Origin of the sequence: Agrobacterium larrymoorei (genome assembly GCF_013322225.1) — a bacterium.
GTDB lineage: Bacteria > Pseudomonadota > Alphaproteobacteria > Rhizobiales > Rhizobiaceae > Agrobacterium > Agrobacterium larrymoorei_A.
The window spans coordinates 234,659-249,847 of the sequence record NZ_JAAMFB010000016.1; the positions used below are offsets into that span (position 1 = coordinate 234,659).

The window sequence follows — 15,189 nt, forward strand, 5'->3', positions numbered from 1 at the left end:
TGCCCTTGAATATCGACACTGGACACCCTTAAATACCGCGCAAGAAGGGGTGTTTCTTCTTGGCGCCATTTTGATTCCGGCTTGCCCGCACCCTGTTGAAAGGAACGTTCCATGTCCGCCCGCCATACAAAGGTTTTGATCATCGGTTCCGGCCCTGCCGGTTACACTGCCGCAATCTATGCTGCGCGCGCCATGCTGAACCCGGTGCTGATCGCGGGCATGGAACAGGGTGGCCAGTTGATGATCACCACCGATGTGGAAAACTACCCCGGTTATGCTGACCCCATTCAGGGCCCGTTTCTGATGGACCAGATGTTGAAGCAGGCGCAGCATGTTGGCGCTGAAATCGTCAACGATCTCGTCACCGAAGTCGTAACGACCAGCCGCCCCTTCACCGTAAAGACGGATTCCGGCGCGGTCTGGACTGCCGATACGCTGATCATCTCCACCGGCGCGAAGGCCAAGTGGCTGGGTATCGAAAGCGAGCAGCACTTCCAGGGCTTCGGCGTTTCCGCTTGCGCCACCTGCGATGGCTTCTTCTATCGCAACCGGGATGTGATCGTGGTCGGCGGCGGCAATTCGGCTGTCGAAGAAGCGCTATACCTCGCCAATATCGCCAAGACGGTCACCGTCGTGCATCGCCGTGATAGCTTCCGCTCGGAGAAAATCCTTCAGGAACGTATCTTCGCCAAAGAGAATGTGAACATTCTCTGGAACACCGAAGTCGCGGAAATCACCGGCACGCCTGCGAAACCCCCGATGCCGCCTTCCGTCACCGGCGCAAAGCTGCGCGACGTTAACACGGGTGAGATTACGGAAATGCCGATCCACGGCGTGTTCGTCGCAATAGGCCACGCTCCTGCCGTGGAACTGTTCAAGGGCAAACTGAAACTGAAGCCCAATGGCTACATGTGGACCGCGCCCGATTCCACCGCAACCGATGTCGAAGGCATATTTGCCGCTGGCGACGTGACGGACGATACCTATCGCCAAGCCATAACTGCCGCGGGCATGGGCTGCATGGCAGCGCTCGAGGCGGAACGTTTTCTGGCAGCACAAGCGCCGCTTGCTGTCGCCGCCGAATAAAGAAAGGCACCAAACCGCATGCCTATGCCATTGGACTGGGACAAACTGCGCATATTTCATGCGGCTGCCGAAGCCGGATCGTTCACCCATGCTGCCGATAAGCTGCACCTGTCCCAGTCGGCCATCAGCCGTCAGGTCAGCGCTCTGGAGCAGGATGTCGGCGTCAAGCTGTTCCACCGCCATGCCCGTGGCCTGATCCTTACCGAACAGGGCGAGTTGCTTTACAGAACCGCGCATGACGTTCTTCTGAAGCTCGAAACCGTCAAGATGCAGTTGACGGAAACGACGGAAAAGCCAAGCGGCAAGCTGCGCGTCACCACCACGGTCGGCCTCGGTCAGGGCTGGTTGACAGACAAGGTACAGGAATTCCTCCAGCTCTATCCGGAAATGTCGATACAGCTCATCCTCGACAATGAGGAGCTGGACGTGAACATGCGCCATGCTGATTGCGCCATCCGACTGCGCCAGCCGCAACAATCGGATCTTATCCAGCGCAAGCTGTTTACCGTGCACATGCATGTCTACGCTGCCCCTTCCTATATCAACCGATATGGAGAGCCGCAGTCGATAGAGGATCTGGACAACCACAAGATCATCTCCTTCGGTGAGCCTGCGCCGAACTACCTGCTGGACGTGAACTGGCTGGAGAACGCCGGGCGCTCTTCCGATAACACCCGCATCGCGCATCTGCAGATCAACAGCCAGACCTCCATCAAGCGCGCCTGCCTGCTTGGAATCGGCATCGCCTGCCTTCCGGATTACATTGTGGGTCGTGACCCTGGTTTGATCCAGTTGTCGCTGCCAGCGGATATTCCATCCTTCGATACTTATTTCTGCTACCCGGACGAAATGAAAAATGCCGCGAAGCTTAAAGCCTTTCGCGATTTCATCGTGGCAAAAGCACGCAACTGGAACTTCTGATTCGTTCTCGTTCGACCGTTGAGGTCATTTAAAATCAAGGAGATGAGAGGCGTTGCCTGCCCTCATTTCTTTGCGCATGCGCGAAGATTTGCGAAATAAGTGTGACAATGAAAGACAGCATTGCGTGCTACGCATGCCTGTCCTGCACAAAAAAGAGTTGAAGCCCGCCCAAAAAAGCAGCATATCGCACTCAGTTGATGCACATGGCGGCTTTTCCTCCCAGTTCCGCCGCATCAGCTGTTCCCCTCTGGAGGTTTTTAACCTTCACACTTACAAGGGCCCTGGAGCAATCTGGTGGCCCTCTTTTTTTACCCGCAATAATTTTCCTTTAGATGCTGCTTTATTTGGATAAAACGCCCTTGTTCGCAGCACCCTGTGGTTCCATATCTTAAAGCAGCACACGACGCTGTTGCCGTTGGGTGCTGTTCCCCTCTGGAGGTTATGACCTTCAAACTGTCAGGCCGCGGAGAAATCCAGCGGCCTTTTTTTTTGAAAAATCTGCGGACCTTCCTTGATATCGAAAAAGATCGATATAAATATCGTTATGTTTAGATATGTAGGGATGAGATGAACCCCGAAGACGTCTTGAAAGCGATTGCCCATCCGGTGCGGCTGAAGTTTCTCAAATGGCTGAAAGAGCCAGAGAACCATTTCAACCAGGCGCACCCGTTCAGCATGGGCGTGTGCGCGCATCAGTTCGAAATCAGCGGCCTGTCGCAATCCACGGTGTCTTCGCACCTTGCGGCCTTGCAGGCGGCCGGTCTGGTTCGCTCGCGCAAGGTTGGCCAGTGGAACTTCTACGAACGGGACGAGGAAAACATCGCCAAGTTTCTTGCATATCTGAACGATAATCTTTGATGCATTCGCGCAAACGCTGCGCTCTCTATCAACAAGAAGAGAAAGCCACCTTATGACAAAACTGTTCGAACCGGCACAGGCAGGCGACATTGAACTGGCAAACCGCATCGTTATGGCGCCTCTCACACGAAACCGTTCTCCGGGCGCAATTCCCAACAATCTCAACGCCACTTATTATGAGCAGCGCGCGACGGCGGGTCTGATCGTCAGCGAGGGCACGCCGATTTCGCAGCAGGCGCAGGGTTACGCGGATGTTCCGGGCCTCTACAAGAAAGAAGCAGTCGATGGCTGGAAGGCCGTCACAGATGGCGTACACAAGGCTGGTGGCAAGATCGTCGCGCAGATCTGGCATGTAGGACGCATTTCGCACACCTCGCTTCAGCCACATGGCGGTCAGCCAGTCGCCCCTTCTCCGATCAAAGCGAAGTCCAAGACCTATATCCTGAACGATGACGGCACAGGCGCATTTGCTGAAACCTCCGAGCCACGCGAAATCGGGCTGGCAGAAATTCCTGTCATTCTGGAGGACTATCGCGCCGGTGCGCGCGCTGCGATCGAAGCCGGTTTTGACGGCGTCGAAATCCACGCGGCCAACGGCTATCTGATCGACCAGTTCCTGAAGTCCGGCACCAACCAGCGCACGGATAATTACGGTGGCTCCATCGAAAACCGCGCGCGCTTCCTGCTGGAGGTGGTGGATACCGTCACGAAGGAAATTGGTGCCGGTCGCACCGGCATCCGCCTTTCGCCCGTCACCCCCGCCAACGACATATTCGAGGCTGATCCGCAGCCGCTGTTCGAATATGTGGTCAAGGAACTTGGCAGCCGTGGGCTCGCGTTCATCCACGTCATCGAAGGTGCAACCGGTGGCCCGCGCGATTTCAAGCAGGGCGACAAGCCGTTCGATTATGCAGCGCTGAAGACGGCATACACAAATGCGGGCGGCAAGGGTCTGTGGATCGCCAATAACGGCTACGACCGCGCATCCGCTATCGAAGCCGTTGATATCGGTAAGGCCGATGCCATTGCCTTCGGTAAAGCCTTCATCGCCAACCCGGATATGGTTCGTCGCCTCAAGGAGGATGCTCCGCTGAACGAGCCAAACCAGCCTACCTTTTATGGCGGCGGCGCGGAAGGTTACACCGACTATCCTGCACTCGGCTAAGTATCAAGCCGCGCGGATTTTACCCGCGCGGCATTTTTCTCTGCGCAAGGGCGCCTGTGGAAATTTCTGCGTCTCGAGATAAACGATACGGAGCGGCAGGTTGATTAGCTTGGGTCAGTGTCGCTTAGCTCGCAAAGCATCGTGAGCTGACGCCTCCAAGCCGTTAACTGCGTTGCAGCCCCATCGGATTTAAGATGCGCTGTAGAATGGGTGATAAGCGGTATGTGGGGAACTTTCGCCTTCGGTAGCCATGTAAGACAATATCTACTCGGCGCCGAGCAGCCCCTTATGCTTCAAAGGCACCGCTGGACACGCAACGCTTACGCCATGTTAGCAAACGATCACCGACCTTCGCTGCTGGCGAAGGTTTGCGGCTCATAACTATCAAAATCAGGCCGAGCTGCCCCGTTGCGCCTGCCCGTCGCGATTATCCACCACCTCCGCTTCGGGGCGGTCTCCGCCATCGCTATGTTCCTGATGCCAGCGACCATGGTCATCCTGATAGCTGATCTCCTCATCCTCACCACCGACCTGCTGCTCTGCGGCGGCAATGCTGGCGGCCTGTACAGCGTCCGAATGCGTGGGAAATGTTTCTGAGTAGGCGCCATTCATGCGGTAAGCCCACCCGCCATCATGCTCAACGATTTCGTACAACACCTTGCTCATGCACACTTCCTCCTCACGCGTGAACGCATCTCCAGCAAAAGCGCGACGCAGCTTTGCCTATATAGAGTGCGCTGAGACCAGACGCGGGAGCGTTTTCGCCTTTCCATGAAATTCGCAAACGCTCCGCTGGAACGTGGCAACCAATGCCGCAATCAAGCATTTCAACGACGAGGTCGCTGTGCGGTAGCCCTCTCCTTGACGAACACTATCCTACCAAAAAGCCGGTAGTGCAAACGCTTCTCATCAAGAGCTCTGCGGCAATCGGTTATGCACGGCAACCCGGGGAATGGCCGGAAGGGGACATAATGACTTTTGCAAATACGTTAAAACAGGAGCGGATGCTGTTGCTCGCCGTTCCGGCAGCAATCGCGGCCTATCTCGGTGAACATACGATGCCGGGTCTCGGCAAGTCGCTCGCATTTCTTGTATCGGCGGCATTGGTCGCGGTCATCGTTGCGGTGTCCATGCGCGTTGCACACCACGCCGAAATATTGGCTTCGAAAGTGGGCGATCCCTACGGCACCATGATCCTCACGCTGTCTGCGGTCGCCGTGGAGGTCCTGATCCTTGCGATCATTATGAGCGAATCCACCTCCCCTACCCTCGTTCGGGACACGATCTATTCGGCGGTGATGATCGACATCAACGGCATACTCGGCATCGCCGCACTTCTCGGTGGCCTTCGTCACGGAGAACAGCCCTATAATGACGATTCCGCACGCACCTACGGCGTCATGATTTTAACCGCCATGGGCATCTCGATGATCGTGCCGGAGTTCATTCCTGAAGCGAAATGGCATTATTACTCGATGTTCACCATCGGCGCCATGATCTCGCTCTACGCCCTGTTTCTCAAGATGCAGGTCGGGCCACACAGCTATTTCTTCAGTTACAGCTATCCTCGTGCCGAGCGCAAAAAGGCGGCCTCGGAAGGACATGGGCAGCATGACGATGAAGACGGCCCAGCCTCGCGCTCCATCACCGTCATCCTTATCGGGGTGGTATTGATCGGTATATTGGCGGAATTCATGTCGGCTTTCCTCAATCATGGGCTGGAAGGAAGCGGCGCGCCTGCTGCACTGATGGCCGTCGTCGTTGCAACAATCTCCGCTGCACCTGAAATCATGACCGCCATGCGCTCGGCTTTGAGAAACCGCATGCAATCGGTGGTCAACATCGCCATGGGCGCTTCGCTCTCAACCGTCATTCTGACGGTGCCAGTCATGGAAGCGATCGCCCTCTACACCGGCCAGCCCTTCATCATGGCGATGACGCCCGTGCAAACGATCATGGTCTTCATCACCCTTATAGTCGCTGCCATCAACCTCAATGATGGTGAGACAAATGCCATCGAAGGGATGACGCATTTCATTTTGTTTGCAACATTCCTGATGCTGCTGTTTCTGGGACTATAAAATAAAAAAGCCCGGCATCTCTGCCGGGCTCAATGTCTCAAATCAATTGCTTAGCGGCAGTTTGCGCAGAAGCGCTGGATGCGGTTGCACGCCTCTTCCAGCAACTTTTCAGAGGTTGCGTAGGAAATGCGGAAGTTAGGTCCAAGGCCGAAGGCCGAACCGTGGACGACCGCAACGCCTTCCGTTTCCAGAAGTTCGGTCACGAAGTCCTCGTCGGTCTCGATGACCTTGCCCGAAGGCGCAGTCTTGCCGATCAGGCCTGCGCAGGACGGGTAGACGTAGAACGCACCTTCCGGCATCGGGCAATTGATACCCTTGGCTTGGTTGAGCATGGAAACGACGAGATCGCGGCGACCTTCGAAGATTTTCTTGTTGGCTGGAATGAAGTCCTGCGTGCCGTTCAGCGCTTCGACAGCTGCCCACTGCGCGATGGATGTTGCGCCGGACGTCTGCTGACCCTGAATCATGTCCATGGCCTTGATGAGCTGCAACGGACCTGCCGCATAACCGATACGCCAACCGGTCATTGCGTAGGCTTTGGAAACGCCGTTCATGGTCAGTGTGCGGTCATAAAGCGAAGGCTCGACTTCCACCGGTGTCACGAACTTGAAGTCGCCATACGTCAGATGCTCGTACATATCGTCGGTCAGAACCCAGACATGTGGGTGCTTGACCAGCACATCCGTCAGCGCCTTCAACTCATCATGCGTGTAGGCCGCGCCCGAAGGGTTGGATGGCGAGTTGAACAGAAACCACTTTGTCTTCGGCGTGATTGCCTTTTCCAATGCGTCTGCCGTCAGCTTGAAATTGCCTTCCAGCGTGGTCGCAACGAAAACCGGCGTACCGCCGCAGATCGACACCATTTCCGGGTAGCTGACCCAGTAAGGTGTCGGGATGATAACTTCGTCGCCGGGGTTAAGGGTCGCCATGAAGGCGTTGAAAAGAATCTGCTTTCCACCCGTCCCGACAATCGTCTGCTCCGGCTTGTAGTCCAGACCGTTTTCGCGCTTGAACTTCTCGGCGATCGCCTTGCGCAGTTCCGGAATGCCGGAAACCGGCGTGTATTTCGTTTTGCCGGCGTTGATGGCGGCAATGGCTGCTTCCTTGATATTGTCAGGCGTATCGAAATCCGGCTCGCCTGCGCCAAGGCCAATAACATCGCGGCCCTGCGCCTGCAATTCGCGCGCTTTCTGCGAAACGGCGATGGTGGCGGAAGGCTTTACGCGGGAAAGAATATCGGCAAGGAAGGCCATTTTCATCGGTCCTTATAAGATTGACACCAGCAGAAGCTTGCGAAAGGCCACCTTCTGCGGCAAGTGGTATGTCGAAAGACGGCGTTTCTTTCAAGGCCACTAAACCTAAAATATTGCATGCAGGTATAATTTAAACATTGCTTAACTGACGGGTAACGCTTTGCATGTAAACATCTCTGGATTGAGATGATTTGCTGGATTTTTAGCAGTGGCAGCCAAAAGCATTTTCTCAAATCTAATCCGCGAAGCAGACGGTTCCTGGTCGACCGCTTACGCCCCGTTCATCCTGAAATCGGCCCTCCAGCCGATTTTTCGCCGTTTGACTGACGGGCGTTTCGATATAGATTCCTTCGAAGGTCTGGTTCGCCCGTATCAGGGCTCGCAACTGCTTTCACCGGGCCAGTTCTTCGCTCAGGTCCATCCTGACGATATCGAAGCCATCGACAGTATTCTTCGTACCATACATATACTCAATACGGGTGCGCTTGAGCGCAGCCGCGCGCGGATCTTCGTAAACTTCCATCCCGGCCTCTTTCGTACACCGGACAAGATGCGTCAGGAAGTGGAGCGCATGCGGCTTTCGGCGCACGAGGCAGGCATGTCTCCTGATCGGATCGTCTGTGAGATTTCCGAGAAAAGCGCCGCCGACACGCGTCTGGTCGCAGATTTCGCGGAGCACATGCGCGCCATGGGTTTTCGCGTCGCTATCGATGATTATGGTGCGGGCGATTCCGATATAGAACGCGTGAAGCTCATCAAGCCGGATTACGTCAAGTTCGAAGCCGCCTGGGTGCGCGAATTTTTGCGCAATTCAGCGGGTGCCGCGTTGCTTCGCGTCATCGTCGGTCAGTTCATGGATGAGGGCATAGAGCCCGTCTTCGAAGCACTGGAAGAAGAACGGGAAGTTGAGCTGTGCAGCGAACTCGGCGTCAGCCTCATGCAGGGCTATGCGCTGGCGAGGCCGGAACTCGCACCAACCACCTTCAACCAGCGTTTCCCGGAGCTTCTGGGAGGCAACCGCCTCTCCTACTCCGCAAAGCGGGACGATGCGCCGCAACAGCCGTCCAATCCGGGTTTTGAAGTAAAGGCCACAAAACCCGTCAGAACCTTCGGAAAACGTGGGATTTAAAAGCTCTTTCCCCTTCGTTAACCCTTGCCTTGATATCGCCACGATAAATACGCCGGACTGTCCGAATTCCGTCTCCAAGAGGTCCACTTCGAAGGCTCTTTTCGTACACGCGGCAAGAGCAATAAAGGGACGCGGAAATGTTTGTGAACGACCGGAACTCCGCAGACAAACTGAGAGCGAAAAGATCCCTGCTGTCGCTCTGGGTCGCGCTGACCGCTTTGATCGGCACAATTACTATTGTGGCAGGAATGGTAACGCCATCCTTGGCCGCGCAAGCGGTTGATCCCATCACCACCTCCGCCATTGCCGCAGCACCGATCTCGCAAGCTTCCGACCGAATATTCGTCATTGCGCTTGTTACCGCCGGCTTCTTCACCATGGCCGCTGGCGGCGTTCTGCTGACGCTCAGCAGCATCCGCGACAGCGCTCCCCGCAAGCTTCGCCATTAAAGAAATCCCAAGGGTTCCCTTAAAGCCTGAAAGGTTTTAAAGCAGACGCGAAAAGGCACTTCGCCTTATCTTATTTTCCTCTGCTTTTGATCGTTGCCCGAAATGCGGCCGCGACTTGATCGTTCTGGGCGGAGGACGATCTTTGAGTTGGTACAGTCATGACGCGTATTCAGGCTAATCTTGTTCTTCTGCTCGCGGCCGCAATCTGGGGCGGCGGTTTCGTTGCCCAGTCCACGGCGATGGCGAGCATCGGGCCTTTCTGGTTTGTCGGGTTGCGCTTCGCCATTGCGGCGTTGGCGGTTCTGCCGTTCGCGATGATTGAAAGCCGCAAGCTTGGCAGTCGTCCATCCCTCAGCGAAATGCGGGCGTTCACACTTGTCGGCCTCGCGCTCTTCATGGGCGCCACCACGCAGCAGGTTGGACTTTTGACGACGACAGTCACGAATTCCAGCTTTCTGACTGCACTCTATGTCATTTTCGTACCAGTGATCGCGGTGCTGATTTATCGCCGCCACCCGCACTGGGTCGTCTGGCCGGGCGCCTTCATGATGCTGACCGGCATCTTCTTGCTCTCCGGCGGCGAGTTTGCCGCACTCACGACCGGAGATTATCTTAGTATAGTCTGCGCATTCTTCTGGGCGGTTCAGATTACGCTTGCAGGCCGCGCGGTCATGGCAAGCAACAGGCCGCTGGCACTGTCCTGCGTTCAGTTTTCCATATGCGCGGTGCTCAGCATGATGATCGGTGCAGCCATGGAGCCGATCGATTATCAGGCCGTCGCGTCATCCATGAAGGAAATCCTGTACGTCGGGCTCGTATCTTCTGGCTTGGCTTTCGTTCTGCAAGTGATAGGGCAGCGCTATACCACAGCGCCGCAGGCGGCGATCTTTCTGTCTTCGGAAGCCTTGTTTGGCGCCATGTTTGCGGCGATTTTCCTACAGGAAACCATTGGAACGGCAGGCTATGTCGGCTGCGGCATCATCTTTGTCGCAATTCTTCTGGTGGAACTGATCCCCGAGCTTACGAAAAAGCGTGGGGACAAAATAATAGCGGCCACCTGAAGACATTTTGGTGTTGCGCGTTTTAGAGAAAATTTACCGTTTCAGCGCGAAAATCACCATCGAAATTAATCGCTGACGATGTTTTCGTTTCGCAAGCAGCCCATGATGGGAAAAAATTCTGCAAGTGCCTTCGCTGCACTTTTTACGCTAATCCGCTGATGCGATTAGTGTATAAAAACTTTTGCTTGCCAATTTCAAATAAACACAGCACTCTATTGCGGTTCGGGCAATTTGCGAGCATGGGAAGACCTAAAATTGATGCACCGAAGACCATACTTCGGGCGGTGGGGACAATAAAACGTTGATCAGAACGTCAAGACTTCCACAGCGAAGGTCCAATTTCTCAAAATTCAAGAACTGCCTGCCGTACGCCCTTACGGGCAAAACTGTAATGCTGCCTGGAGCTGAACACGGGCAGAGCGAAAAGGACCTGATGCATGGCCGAGACTGGCACCGTTAAATTCTTCAATACCGACAAAGGCTTCGGCTTCATCAAGCCAGACAATGGTGGCGCTGATATCTTTGTTCACATCTCTGCTGTACAGGCTTCCGGCCTGTCCGGTCTTTCAGAAAATCAGAAAGTGAGCTTCGACACGGAACCGGATCGTCGCGGCAAGGGCCCAAAGGCAGTCAATCTTCAGATTGCTGGCTGAGCCACGACGACTTTCTCTTCTAGTTGAAGCCCGGCAGGAATGCCGGGTTTTTTTATGCGAAGCGTTCAGCCTTCAAGCATGTCCCGCAAACTGTGCAGCGGTTTTGCAATAGAGACAGTCGAAACTCAGAGCTTCCGCTTTCAAGCCTTGGCGCTGTTATCGAGACGAGGCTTTTCTGCTACATGTTCAATGCCCTGCAAGTAGGGGTTGGTGCGCCGCTCCTCGCCGATACGGCCGCCGGGACCATGACCGCAGATAAAGCCGACATCGTCACCCAAAGGCAAGACCTTATCGCGGATCGAAGCCAGCAACTGATCATGGTTACCACCGGGAAGGTCGGTTCGTCCAATGGAGCCGCTGAAGAGAACATCACCCAAATGCGCAAAGCCCTGCTCGCGATTATAATAGATGACGTGACCGGGTGCGTGGCCTGGGCAATGATAGACCTCGAAAACATGATCTCCGAACGATACGGTCTCGCCATCCGCAAGCCATCGATCCGGCAGAACGTTTTGCAGACCGGTTATGCCGTATTTCTCCGCCTGCGTTTCGATGCGCTCCAGCAAAGGGCGGTCGTCCTCGTGCGGGCCGGTAATCGGCAGTGAAAGTCTTTCCTTGAGTTCTTTCGCTCCGCCCGCATGGTCGAGATGCCCATGGGTCAGCCAGATTTCCTTCAGGGTGATGCCGTTTTCCGTTACGGTCTGGATGATGACATCCACATCACCGCCCGGATCAACGATCACGCCCTCTTTCGTAGCATCGTCAAAGAGGATTGTGCAGTTCTGCTGAAACGGCGTTACTGGAATGATGCCTGCCTGCAGCTTACCCATGATAACCTCTTCTCCTGCTGTAAAAACAGCGCTTCTATAGACCGGCCAGACTTATGGCACAATGAAAAGCGGGAGAAAAAATCATAACCCGCCACCTCATCCTCAATAAAATCATCATCGAATTCAAATAGATGATCAGACTTACTCTGCGTGAATTTACTTTAGACTTCACGAAAATGGGAACGGACTGGCGAAATACGCGTTCTTGCCCCAGTCTTTCAAAGGAGTGAGGCAATGGACAAGAAGCTGAAACTTATGATCGCTGGTGGCGCATTTGCGCTCATTGCCGGTTATGCCAACGCAGCCATGGTCGCGACTGCGGCATCTGACATTTCCGTGCGTTCCGGCCCGGGCCAAGATTACCCTGAAGTTGGTCTTGCCACCCGCGGCAGCGACGCCGTGCTGGACGGATGCCTTGACGGCAGCGCATGGTGCCGTATCGAAGTGAACGGCCTGCGCGGCTGGGCGAATGCCGACTATCTCAACGTCATGTATGAAGGCTCTCCCGTCATTCTCCGTGAACGCAGAGCCGACATCGACGTTCCGGTCGTGACCTATGAAAAGACCTCAAGCGTCGAGACTGTCCAGGCAGAGCCCAACCCTGGCGATCCGAACCTCGGTCGCGTTGGCGAAGTGAACCCGCCGGAAAAGATCATCACTTATATCGACCGCCATCCTGGTGAAGTCGTGCGGGTCGAAGGCGACGTCGTCGTCGGCGGTGAGATACCCGGCAGCGCGCAGCTGGTGACAATCCCGGATTACGAATACAGCTATGTAAACGTCAATGACCGTCGCGTATTGGTCGATCCATCGACCCGCCGGATCGTTTACGTTTATCAGTAATAGCTCCTGCTTGGAGCTGGTCTCTAAAGAGCGCGGCTTCCGTCCGCGCTCTTTTTGTATTTGGTGGATGGCCTTTACACATTAGCGTTGATGTTAAATCTGCGGCATATTATCGAACGCAACAGAAAATGATCGCGCATCCTTCGGGCTGGACACCATTTCGGCTAATCTCATGATAATGGTGCTGCTGCCCGATAAAAACGAAGGAACGACAGTGCCTGCCCAATCGCTGAAAAAGGCTGCCGTGAAACAGACACCGGCGCTGCCCCATGTCGATGATGCAAAAATCGACTTCGATACGATTGAGGCATTCTTCTTTGCGTATCGGGACTTCGTTTCAGACCCGGATGCCATACTCGAAAAGCTGGACTACGGGCGCGCCCACCACCGCGTCGTCTACTTCGTTTGCCGCAACCCCGGCATGACTGTGGCCGATCTGCTGGATACATTGCAAATTACCAAGCAGAGCCTCGCGCGCGTGCTGAAGCAATTGATCGATGATGGCTATATTCGCCAGATGGCAGGTCCCGAAGACCGTCGCCAGCGCCGCCTTTACCCAACCCTGACCGGTCGCGAACTTGCTCTTGCGCTCAGCGACCCTCAGTCGCGCCGTGTCGGACGGGCTCTCGAAGGCATGTCGGCGGATGCGCGGGCCTGCGTTCTGGAATTTCTGGCACGGATGCGTGACACCGAAACTGCGGGAGCAGAATAGATGCCGACTACCCCCATCAAGCAGCCCCTCGCGGAAGACGATGCCCCTCACCTTTTGATCGTGGATGACGATGCGCGTATTCGCGAGCTTCTCCAGCGATTTCTTGGCGACAAGGGCTACCGCATAACTGCCGCTGCCGATGCGGCGGAAGCCAGGCGCAAGATGCAAGGCATCCGCTTCGATCTTTTGATCCTTGATGTCATGATGCCAGGCGAAAACGGCCTTTCCCTCACCCGGTCCCTCAACGAGGAGAAGTCCGTTCCGGTTATCCTTTTGACCGCTCGCTCGGAAGCCGATGCACGCATTTCGGGGCTGGAGGCAGGCGCTGACGATTATCTGGCCAAGCCTTTCGACCCGCGAGAACTGGTTCTGCGCATCAACAATATCCTGAGGCGCAACGCCTCGCCGGATACGCCAAAGATCGAGCAGATCATTTTCGGACCCTACAACTTCTCTCTTCCGAAGAAGGAATTGCGGCGCGGTGCCGAAGTCATCCGGCTAACGGATCGCGAGCAGGACATCATGCTCCTTTTCGCCATCAGAGCTGGCGATACGATCCCCCGACACGAACTGGTGGATGCCGATGCCGACGTGGGCGAGCGCACCATCGACGTACAGATCAACCGGCTGCGTCGCAAGATCGAGGACGACCCGGCAAATCCGGTTTACTTGCAGACGGTGCGCGGCATCGGCTACCGTCTGAGCGTTGATTGACGACAGGCGCGGCTGAATGGGCTGACGCGGGATAGGCGACGAATGGCAAGCCTCGATTTTCTAGCAACAGTTCGCAGCAGCGCACCCGCAAGGGGATGGCGTTTTTTTGTGAGATGGCTTCGGCACTGGCTACCGACAGGTCTTTATACCCGTTCGCTGCTCATCATCATCTTGCCGATGGTGCTGTTGCAGGCCGTGGTCGCAGCCGTTTTCATGGAGAGGCACTGGCAGTTGGTTACGGAACGGCTATCCGCAGCAGTGACACGCGACATAGCAGCCATCATCGAGCTTATCGAGACCGACCCTGAAGAGGATGATTACCAACGCGTCATCGAGATTGCGCGACAACGGCTGGAACTTAGCGTCTACATCGAGCCGAAAGCCGACCTCCCCGCCCCTCGTCCGGAGCCGCTGTTTTCAATCCTCGATACCATTCTTGCAGACCAGATCAGGACCCAGATCGGCAGGCCTTTCTGGCTTGATACCTATGGGAACGGCTCTCTGGTTGAAATCCGCATTCAGCTCGAAAACAAGACGCTCCGCGTCTTCACCCGCCGCAGCCAGGCCTATGCTTCCAACACCCACATCTTTCTGGTCTGGATGGTGGGTGCCTCTCTGGTGCTGCTCGGCATTTCCATTCTGTTTCTGCGAGGGCAGATCCGCCCTATTCTGGCTCTGGCCAAGGCTGCCGAGAGTTTCGGCCGCGGTCAAAAGATCATGGCCTATTCGCCCAGAGGGGCGGATGAAGTAAGACGCGCTGGCCTCGCCTTTATCCTGATGCGGGAGCGTATCGAGCGACAGATGGAGCAACGCACCGCCATGCTGAACGGCGTCAGCCACGACCTGCGCACCATCCTCACCCGCTTCAAGCTGCAACTGGCATTGGCAGGCGACAACCCCGAACTCGAAGGGTTGGACAAGGATGTCGACGATATGCAGTCCATGCTTGAGGCCTATCTGGCTTTTGCGCGTGACGATGCGGAAGAAGATGTCGGCAATCTTGAGCTTCAACCCCTCATGGACAAGATCCATGCCGATTTCCTGATGTTCGGCAAGACAATGCGGTATCAGTTGAACGGGGTGGAGGAATTGACCGTTCGCCCCAACGCCTTTTCCCGTGTGATTGGAAACCTCGCCGCAAATGCCCAGCGTTACGCGAGCACGCTGGAAATCGAGCTTCGCCGCGCACCCAAATCCATCACTCTCATCTTCGACGATGACGGACCCGGCATTCCACCGGACTCTAGAGAGGATGTGTTCAAGCCATTCTTCCGGCTGGATGAAGCCCGCAACCTCAACGCTTCCGGCACCGGCCTTGGCCTATCCATCGTACGCGATATTGCCCGAAGCCATGGCGGGGATGCGACTTTGGACGAAAGCCCACTGGGTGGTCTGCGCGTGATCGTTAAAATCCCGGCTTGATCCGGCAACTTG

General features: G+C 55.7%; 17 protein-coding genes. 14 read left to right on the forward strand and 3 right to left on the reverse strand.

Annotated features, from left to right (window positions below; genetic code table 11):
* The first annotated feature begins 111 nt into the window (after positions 1-111).
* The 5 genes from trxB (at position 112) to G6L28_RS09965 (ending at position 4,030) form a co-directional block, all read left to right on the forward strand.
* Positions 112-1,086, forward strand: coding sequence for a thioredoxin-disulfide reductase (gene trxB / locus G6L28_RS09945; RefSeq protein ID WP_174063599.1), 975 nt, complete (start codon positions 112-114; stop codon positions 1,084-1,086).
* Between the two features lie 24 nt (positions 1,087-1,110).
* Positions 1,111-2,007 (forward strand): LysR family transcriptional regulator VtlR, encoded by an 897-nt coding sequence (locus tag G6L28_RS09950; RefSeq protein WP_174063712.1) that lies wholly within the window; start codon positions 1,111-1,113, stop codon positions 2,005-2,007.
* A 52-nt stretch (positions 2,008-2,059) separates the two neighbouring features.
* On the forward strand, positions 2,060-2,359 hold the full coding sequence (locus tag G6L28_RS09955; protein ID WP_174063600.1) for a hypothetical protein: 300 nt from the start codon (positions 2,060-2,062) through the stop codon (positions 2,357-2,359).
* 215 nt (positions 2,360-2,574) lie between these two features.
* Positions 2,575-2,865, forward strand: coding sequence for an ArsR/SmtB family transcription factor (locus G6L28_RS09960; RefSeq protein ID WP_174063601.1), 291 nt, complete (start codon positions 2,575-2,577; stop codon positions 2,863-2,865).
* 52 nt (positions 2,866-2,917) lie between these two features.
* Positions 2,918-4,030 (forward strand): alkene reductase, encoded by a 1,113-nt coding sequence (locus tag G6L28_RS09965; protein WP_174063602.1) that lies wholly within the window; start codon positions 2,918-2,920, stop codon positions 4,028-4,030.
* 390 nt (positions 4,031-4,420) lie between these two features.
* On the opposite strand, the gene G6L28_RS09970 is transcribed toward G6L28_RS09965, so the two are convergent.
* Entirely contained in the window at positions 4,421-4,696 is a 276-nt protein-coding gene (locus G6L28_RS09970) for a DUF2188 domain-containing protein (protein WP_174063603.1), read from the reverse strand.
* A 305-nt stretch (positions 4,697-5,001) separates the two neighbouring features.
* Here G6L28_RS09970 and G6L28_RS09975 point away from each other — a divergent pair, with 305 nt between their 5' ends.
* A complete protein-coding gene (locus tag G6L28_RS09975) occupies positions 5,002-6,111 on the forward strand; it encodes a calcium:proton antiporter (RefSeq protein WP_174063604.1) in 1,110 nt (369 codons plus the stop codon).
* A gap of 50 nt (positions 6,112-6,161) precedes the next feature.
* On the opposite strand, the gene G6L28_RS09980 is transcribed toward G6L28_RS09975, so the two are convergent.
* Positions 6,162-7,364 carry a pyridoxal phosphate-dependent aminotransferase gene (locus G6L28_RS09980; protein WP_174063605.1) on the reverse strand — a complete coding sequence of 401 codons (1,203 nt, stop codon included), beginning with the start codon at positions 7,362-7,364 and terminating at the stop codon, positions 6,162-6,164.
* Between the two features lie 208 nt (positions 7,365-7,572).
* Between G6L28_RS09980 and G6L28_RS09985 the strand changes: the two genes are divergently transcribed.
* From G6L28_RS09985 to G6L28_RS10000, 4 genes are all read left to right on the forward strand, one after another.
* Positions 7,573-8,493 (forward strand): EAL domain-containing protein, encoded by a 921-nt coding sequence (locus tag G6L28_RS09985; RefSeq protein ID WP_174063606.1) that lies wholly within the window; start codon positions 7,573-7,575, stop codon positions 8,491-8,493.
* Between the two features lie 137 nt (positions 8,494-8,630).
* Positions 8,631-8,942: a hypothetical protein gene (locus tag G6L28_RS09990; protein WP_174063607.1), complete on the forward strand. Its 312-nt coding sequence runs from the start codon at positions 8,631-8,633 to the stop codon at positions 8,940-8,942.
* Between the two features lie 158 nt (positions 8,943-9,100).
* A complete protein-coding gene (locus tag G6L28_RS09995) occupies positions 9,101-10,003 on the forward strand; it encodes a DMT family transporter (RefSeq protein ID WP_174063608.1) in 903 nt (300 codons plus the stop codon).
* 437 nt (positions 10,004-10,440) lie between these two features.
* Positions 10,441-10,656 carry a cold-shock protein gene (locus G6L28_RS10000; protein ID WP_003494703.1) on the forward strand — a complete coding sequence of 72 codons (216 nt, stop codon included), beginning with the start codon at positions 10,441-10,443 and terminating at the stop codon, positions 10,654-10,656.
* Between the two features lie 140 nt (positions 10,657-10,796).
* On the opposite strand, the gene G6L28_RS10005 is transcribed toward G6L28_RS10000, so the two are convergent.
* Positions 10,797-11,486, reverse strand: a complete 690-nt coding sequence (locus tag G6L28_RS10005; protein ID WP_174063609.1) for an MBL fold metallo-hydrolase — start codon at positions 11,484-11,486, stop codon at positions 10,797-10,799.
* Positions 11,487-11,720: 234 nt separating this feature from the next.
* Between G6L28_RS10005 and G6L28_RS10010 the strand changes: the two genes are divergently transcribed.
* The 4 genes from G6L28_RS10010 (at position 11,721) to G6L28_RS10025 (ending at position 15,177) form a co-directional block, all read left to right on the forward strand.
* Positions 11,721-12,329 (forward strand): DUF1236 domain-containing protein, encoded by a 609-nt coding sequence (locus tag G6L28_RS10010; protein WP_174063610.1) that lies wholly within the window; start codon positions 11,721-11,723, stop codon positions 12,327-12,329.
* A gap of 172 nt (positions 12,330-12,501) precedes the next feature.
* A complete protein-coding gene (locus G6L28_RS10015; protein ID WP_234902515.1) occupies positions 12,502-13,041 on the forward strand; it encodes a MarR family winged helix-turn-helix transcriptional regulator in 540 nt (179 codons plus the stop codon).
* Positions 13,042-13,755, forward strand: coding sequence for a response regulator (locus G6L28_RS10020; protein WP_174063611.1), 714 nt, complete (start codon positions 13,042-13,044; stop codon positions 13,753-13,755).
* A 42-nt stretch (positions 13,756-13,797) separates the two neighbouring features.
* On the forward strand, positions 13,798-15,177 hold the full coding sequence (locus tag G6L28_RS10025; protein WP_174063612.1) for an ATP-binding protein: 1,380 nt from the start codon (positions 13,798-13,800) through the stop codon (positions 15,175-15,177).
* The last annotated feature ends 12 nt before the right edge of the window (positions 15,178-15,189 follow it).

What these genes read in the sequence shown, in the direction of transcription:
- trxB (WP_174063599.1), top strand. Translation starts at nt 112, where the DNA reads ATGTCCGCCCGCCATACAAAGGTTTTGATCATCGGTTCCGGCCCTGCC.
- G6L28_RS09950 (WP_174063712.1), top strand. Translation starts at nt 1,111, where the DNA reads ATGCCATTGGACTGGGACAAACTGCGCATATTTCATGCGGCTGCCGAA.
- G6L28_RS09960 (WP_174063601.1), top strand. Translation starts at nt 2,575, where the DNA reads ATGAACCCCGAAGACGTCTTGAAAGCGATTGCCCATCCGGTGCGGCTG.
- G6L28_RS09965 (WP_174063602.1), top strand. Translation starts at nt 2,918, where the DNA reads ATGACAAAACTGTTCGAACCGGCACAGGCAGGCGACATTGAACTGGCA.
- G6L28_RS09970 (WP_174063603.1), bottom strand. Translation starts at nt 4,696, where the DNA reads ATGAGCAAGGTGTTGTACGAAATCGTTGAGCATGATGGCGGGTGGGCT.
- G6L28_RS09975 (WP_174063604.1), top strand. Translation starts at nt 5,002, where the DNA reads ATGACTTTTGCAAATACGTTAAAACAGGAGCGGATGCTGTTGCTCGCC.
- G6L28_RS09980 (WP_174063605.1), bottom strand. Translation starts at nt 7,364, where the DNA reads ATGGCCTTCCTTGCCGATATTCTTTCCCGCGTAAAGCCTTCCGCCACC.
- G6L28_RS09990 (WP_174063607.1), top strand. Translation starts at nt 8,631, where the DNA reads ATGTTTGTGAACGACCGGAACTCCGCAGACAAACTGAGAGCGAAAAGA.
- G6L28_RS09995 (WP_174063608.1), top strand. Translation starts at nt 9,101, where the DNA reads ATGACGCGTATTCAGGCTAATCTTGTTCTTCTGCTCGCGGCCGCAATC.
- G6L28_RS10000 (WP_003494703.1), top strand. Translation starts at nt 10,441, where the DNA reads ATGGCCGAGACTGGCACCGTTAAATTCTTCAATACCGACAAAGGCTTC.
- G6L28_RS10005 (WP_174063609.1), bottom strand. Translation starts at nt 11,486, where the DNA reads ATGGGTAAGCTGCAGGCAGGCATCATTCCAGTAACGCCGTTTCAGCAG.
- G6L28_RS10010 (WP_174063610.1), top strand. Translation starts at nt 11,721, where the DNA reads ATGGACAAGAAGCTGAAACTTATGATCGCTGGTGGCGCATTTGCGCTC.
- G6L28_RS10015 (WP_234902515.1), top strand. Translation starts at nt 12,502, where the DNA reads ATGATAATGGTGCTGCTGCCCGATAAAAACGAAGGAACGACAGTGCCT.
- G6L28_RS10020 (WP_174063611.1), top strand. Translation starts at nt 13,042, where the DNA reads ATGCCGACTACCCCCATCAAGCAGCCCCTCGCGGAAGACGATGCCCCT.
- G6L28_RS10025 (WP_174063612.1), top strand. Translation starts at nt 13,798, where the DNA reads ATGGCAAGCCTCGATTTTCTAGCAACAGTTCGCAGCAGCGCACCCGCA.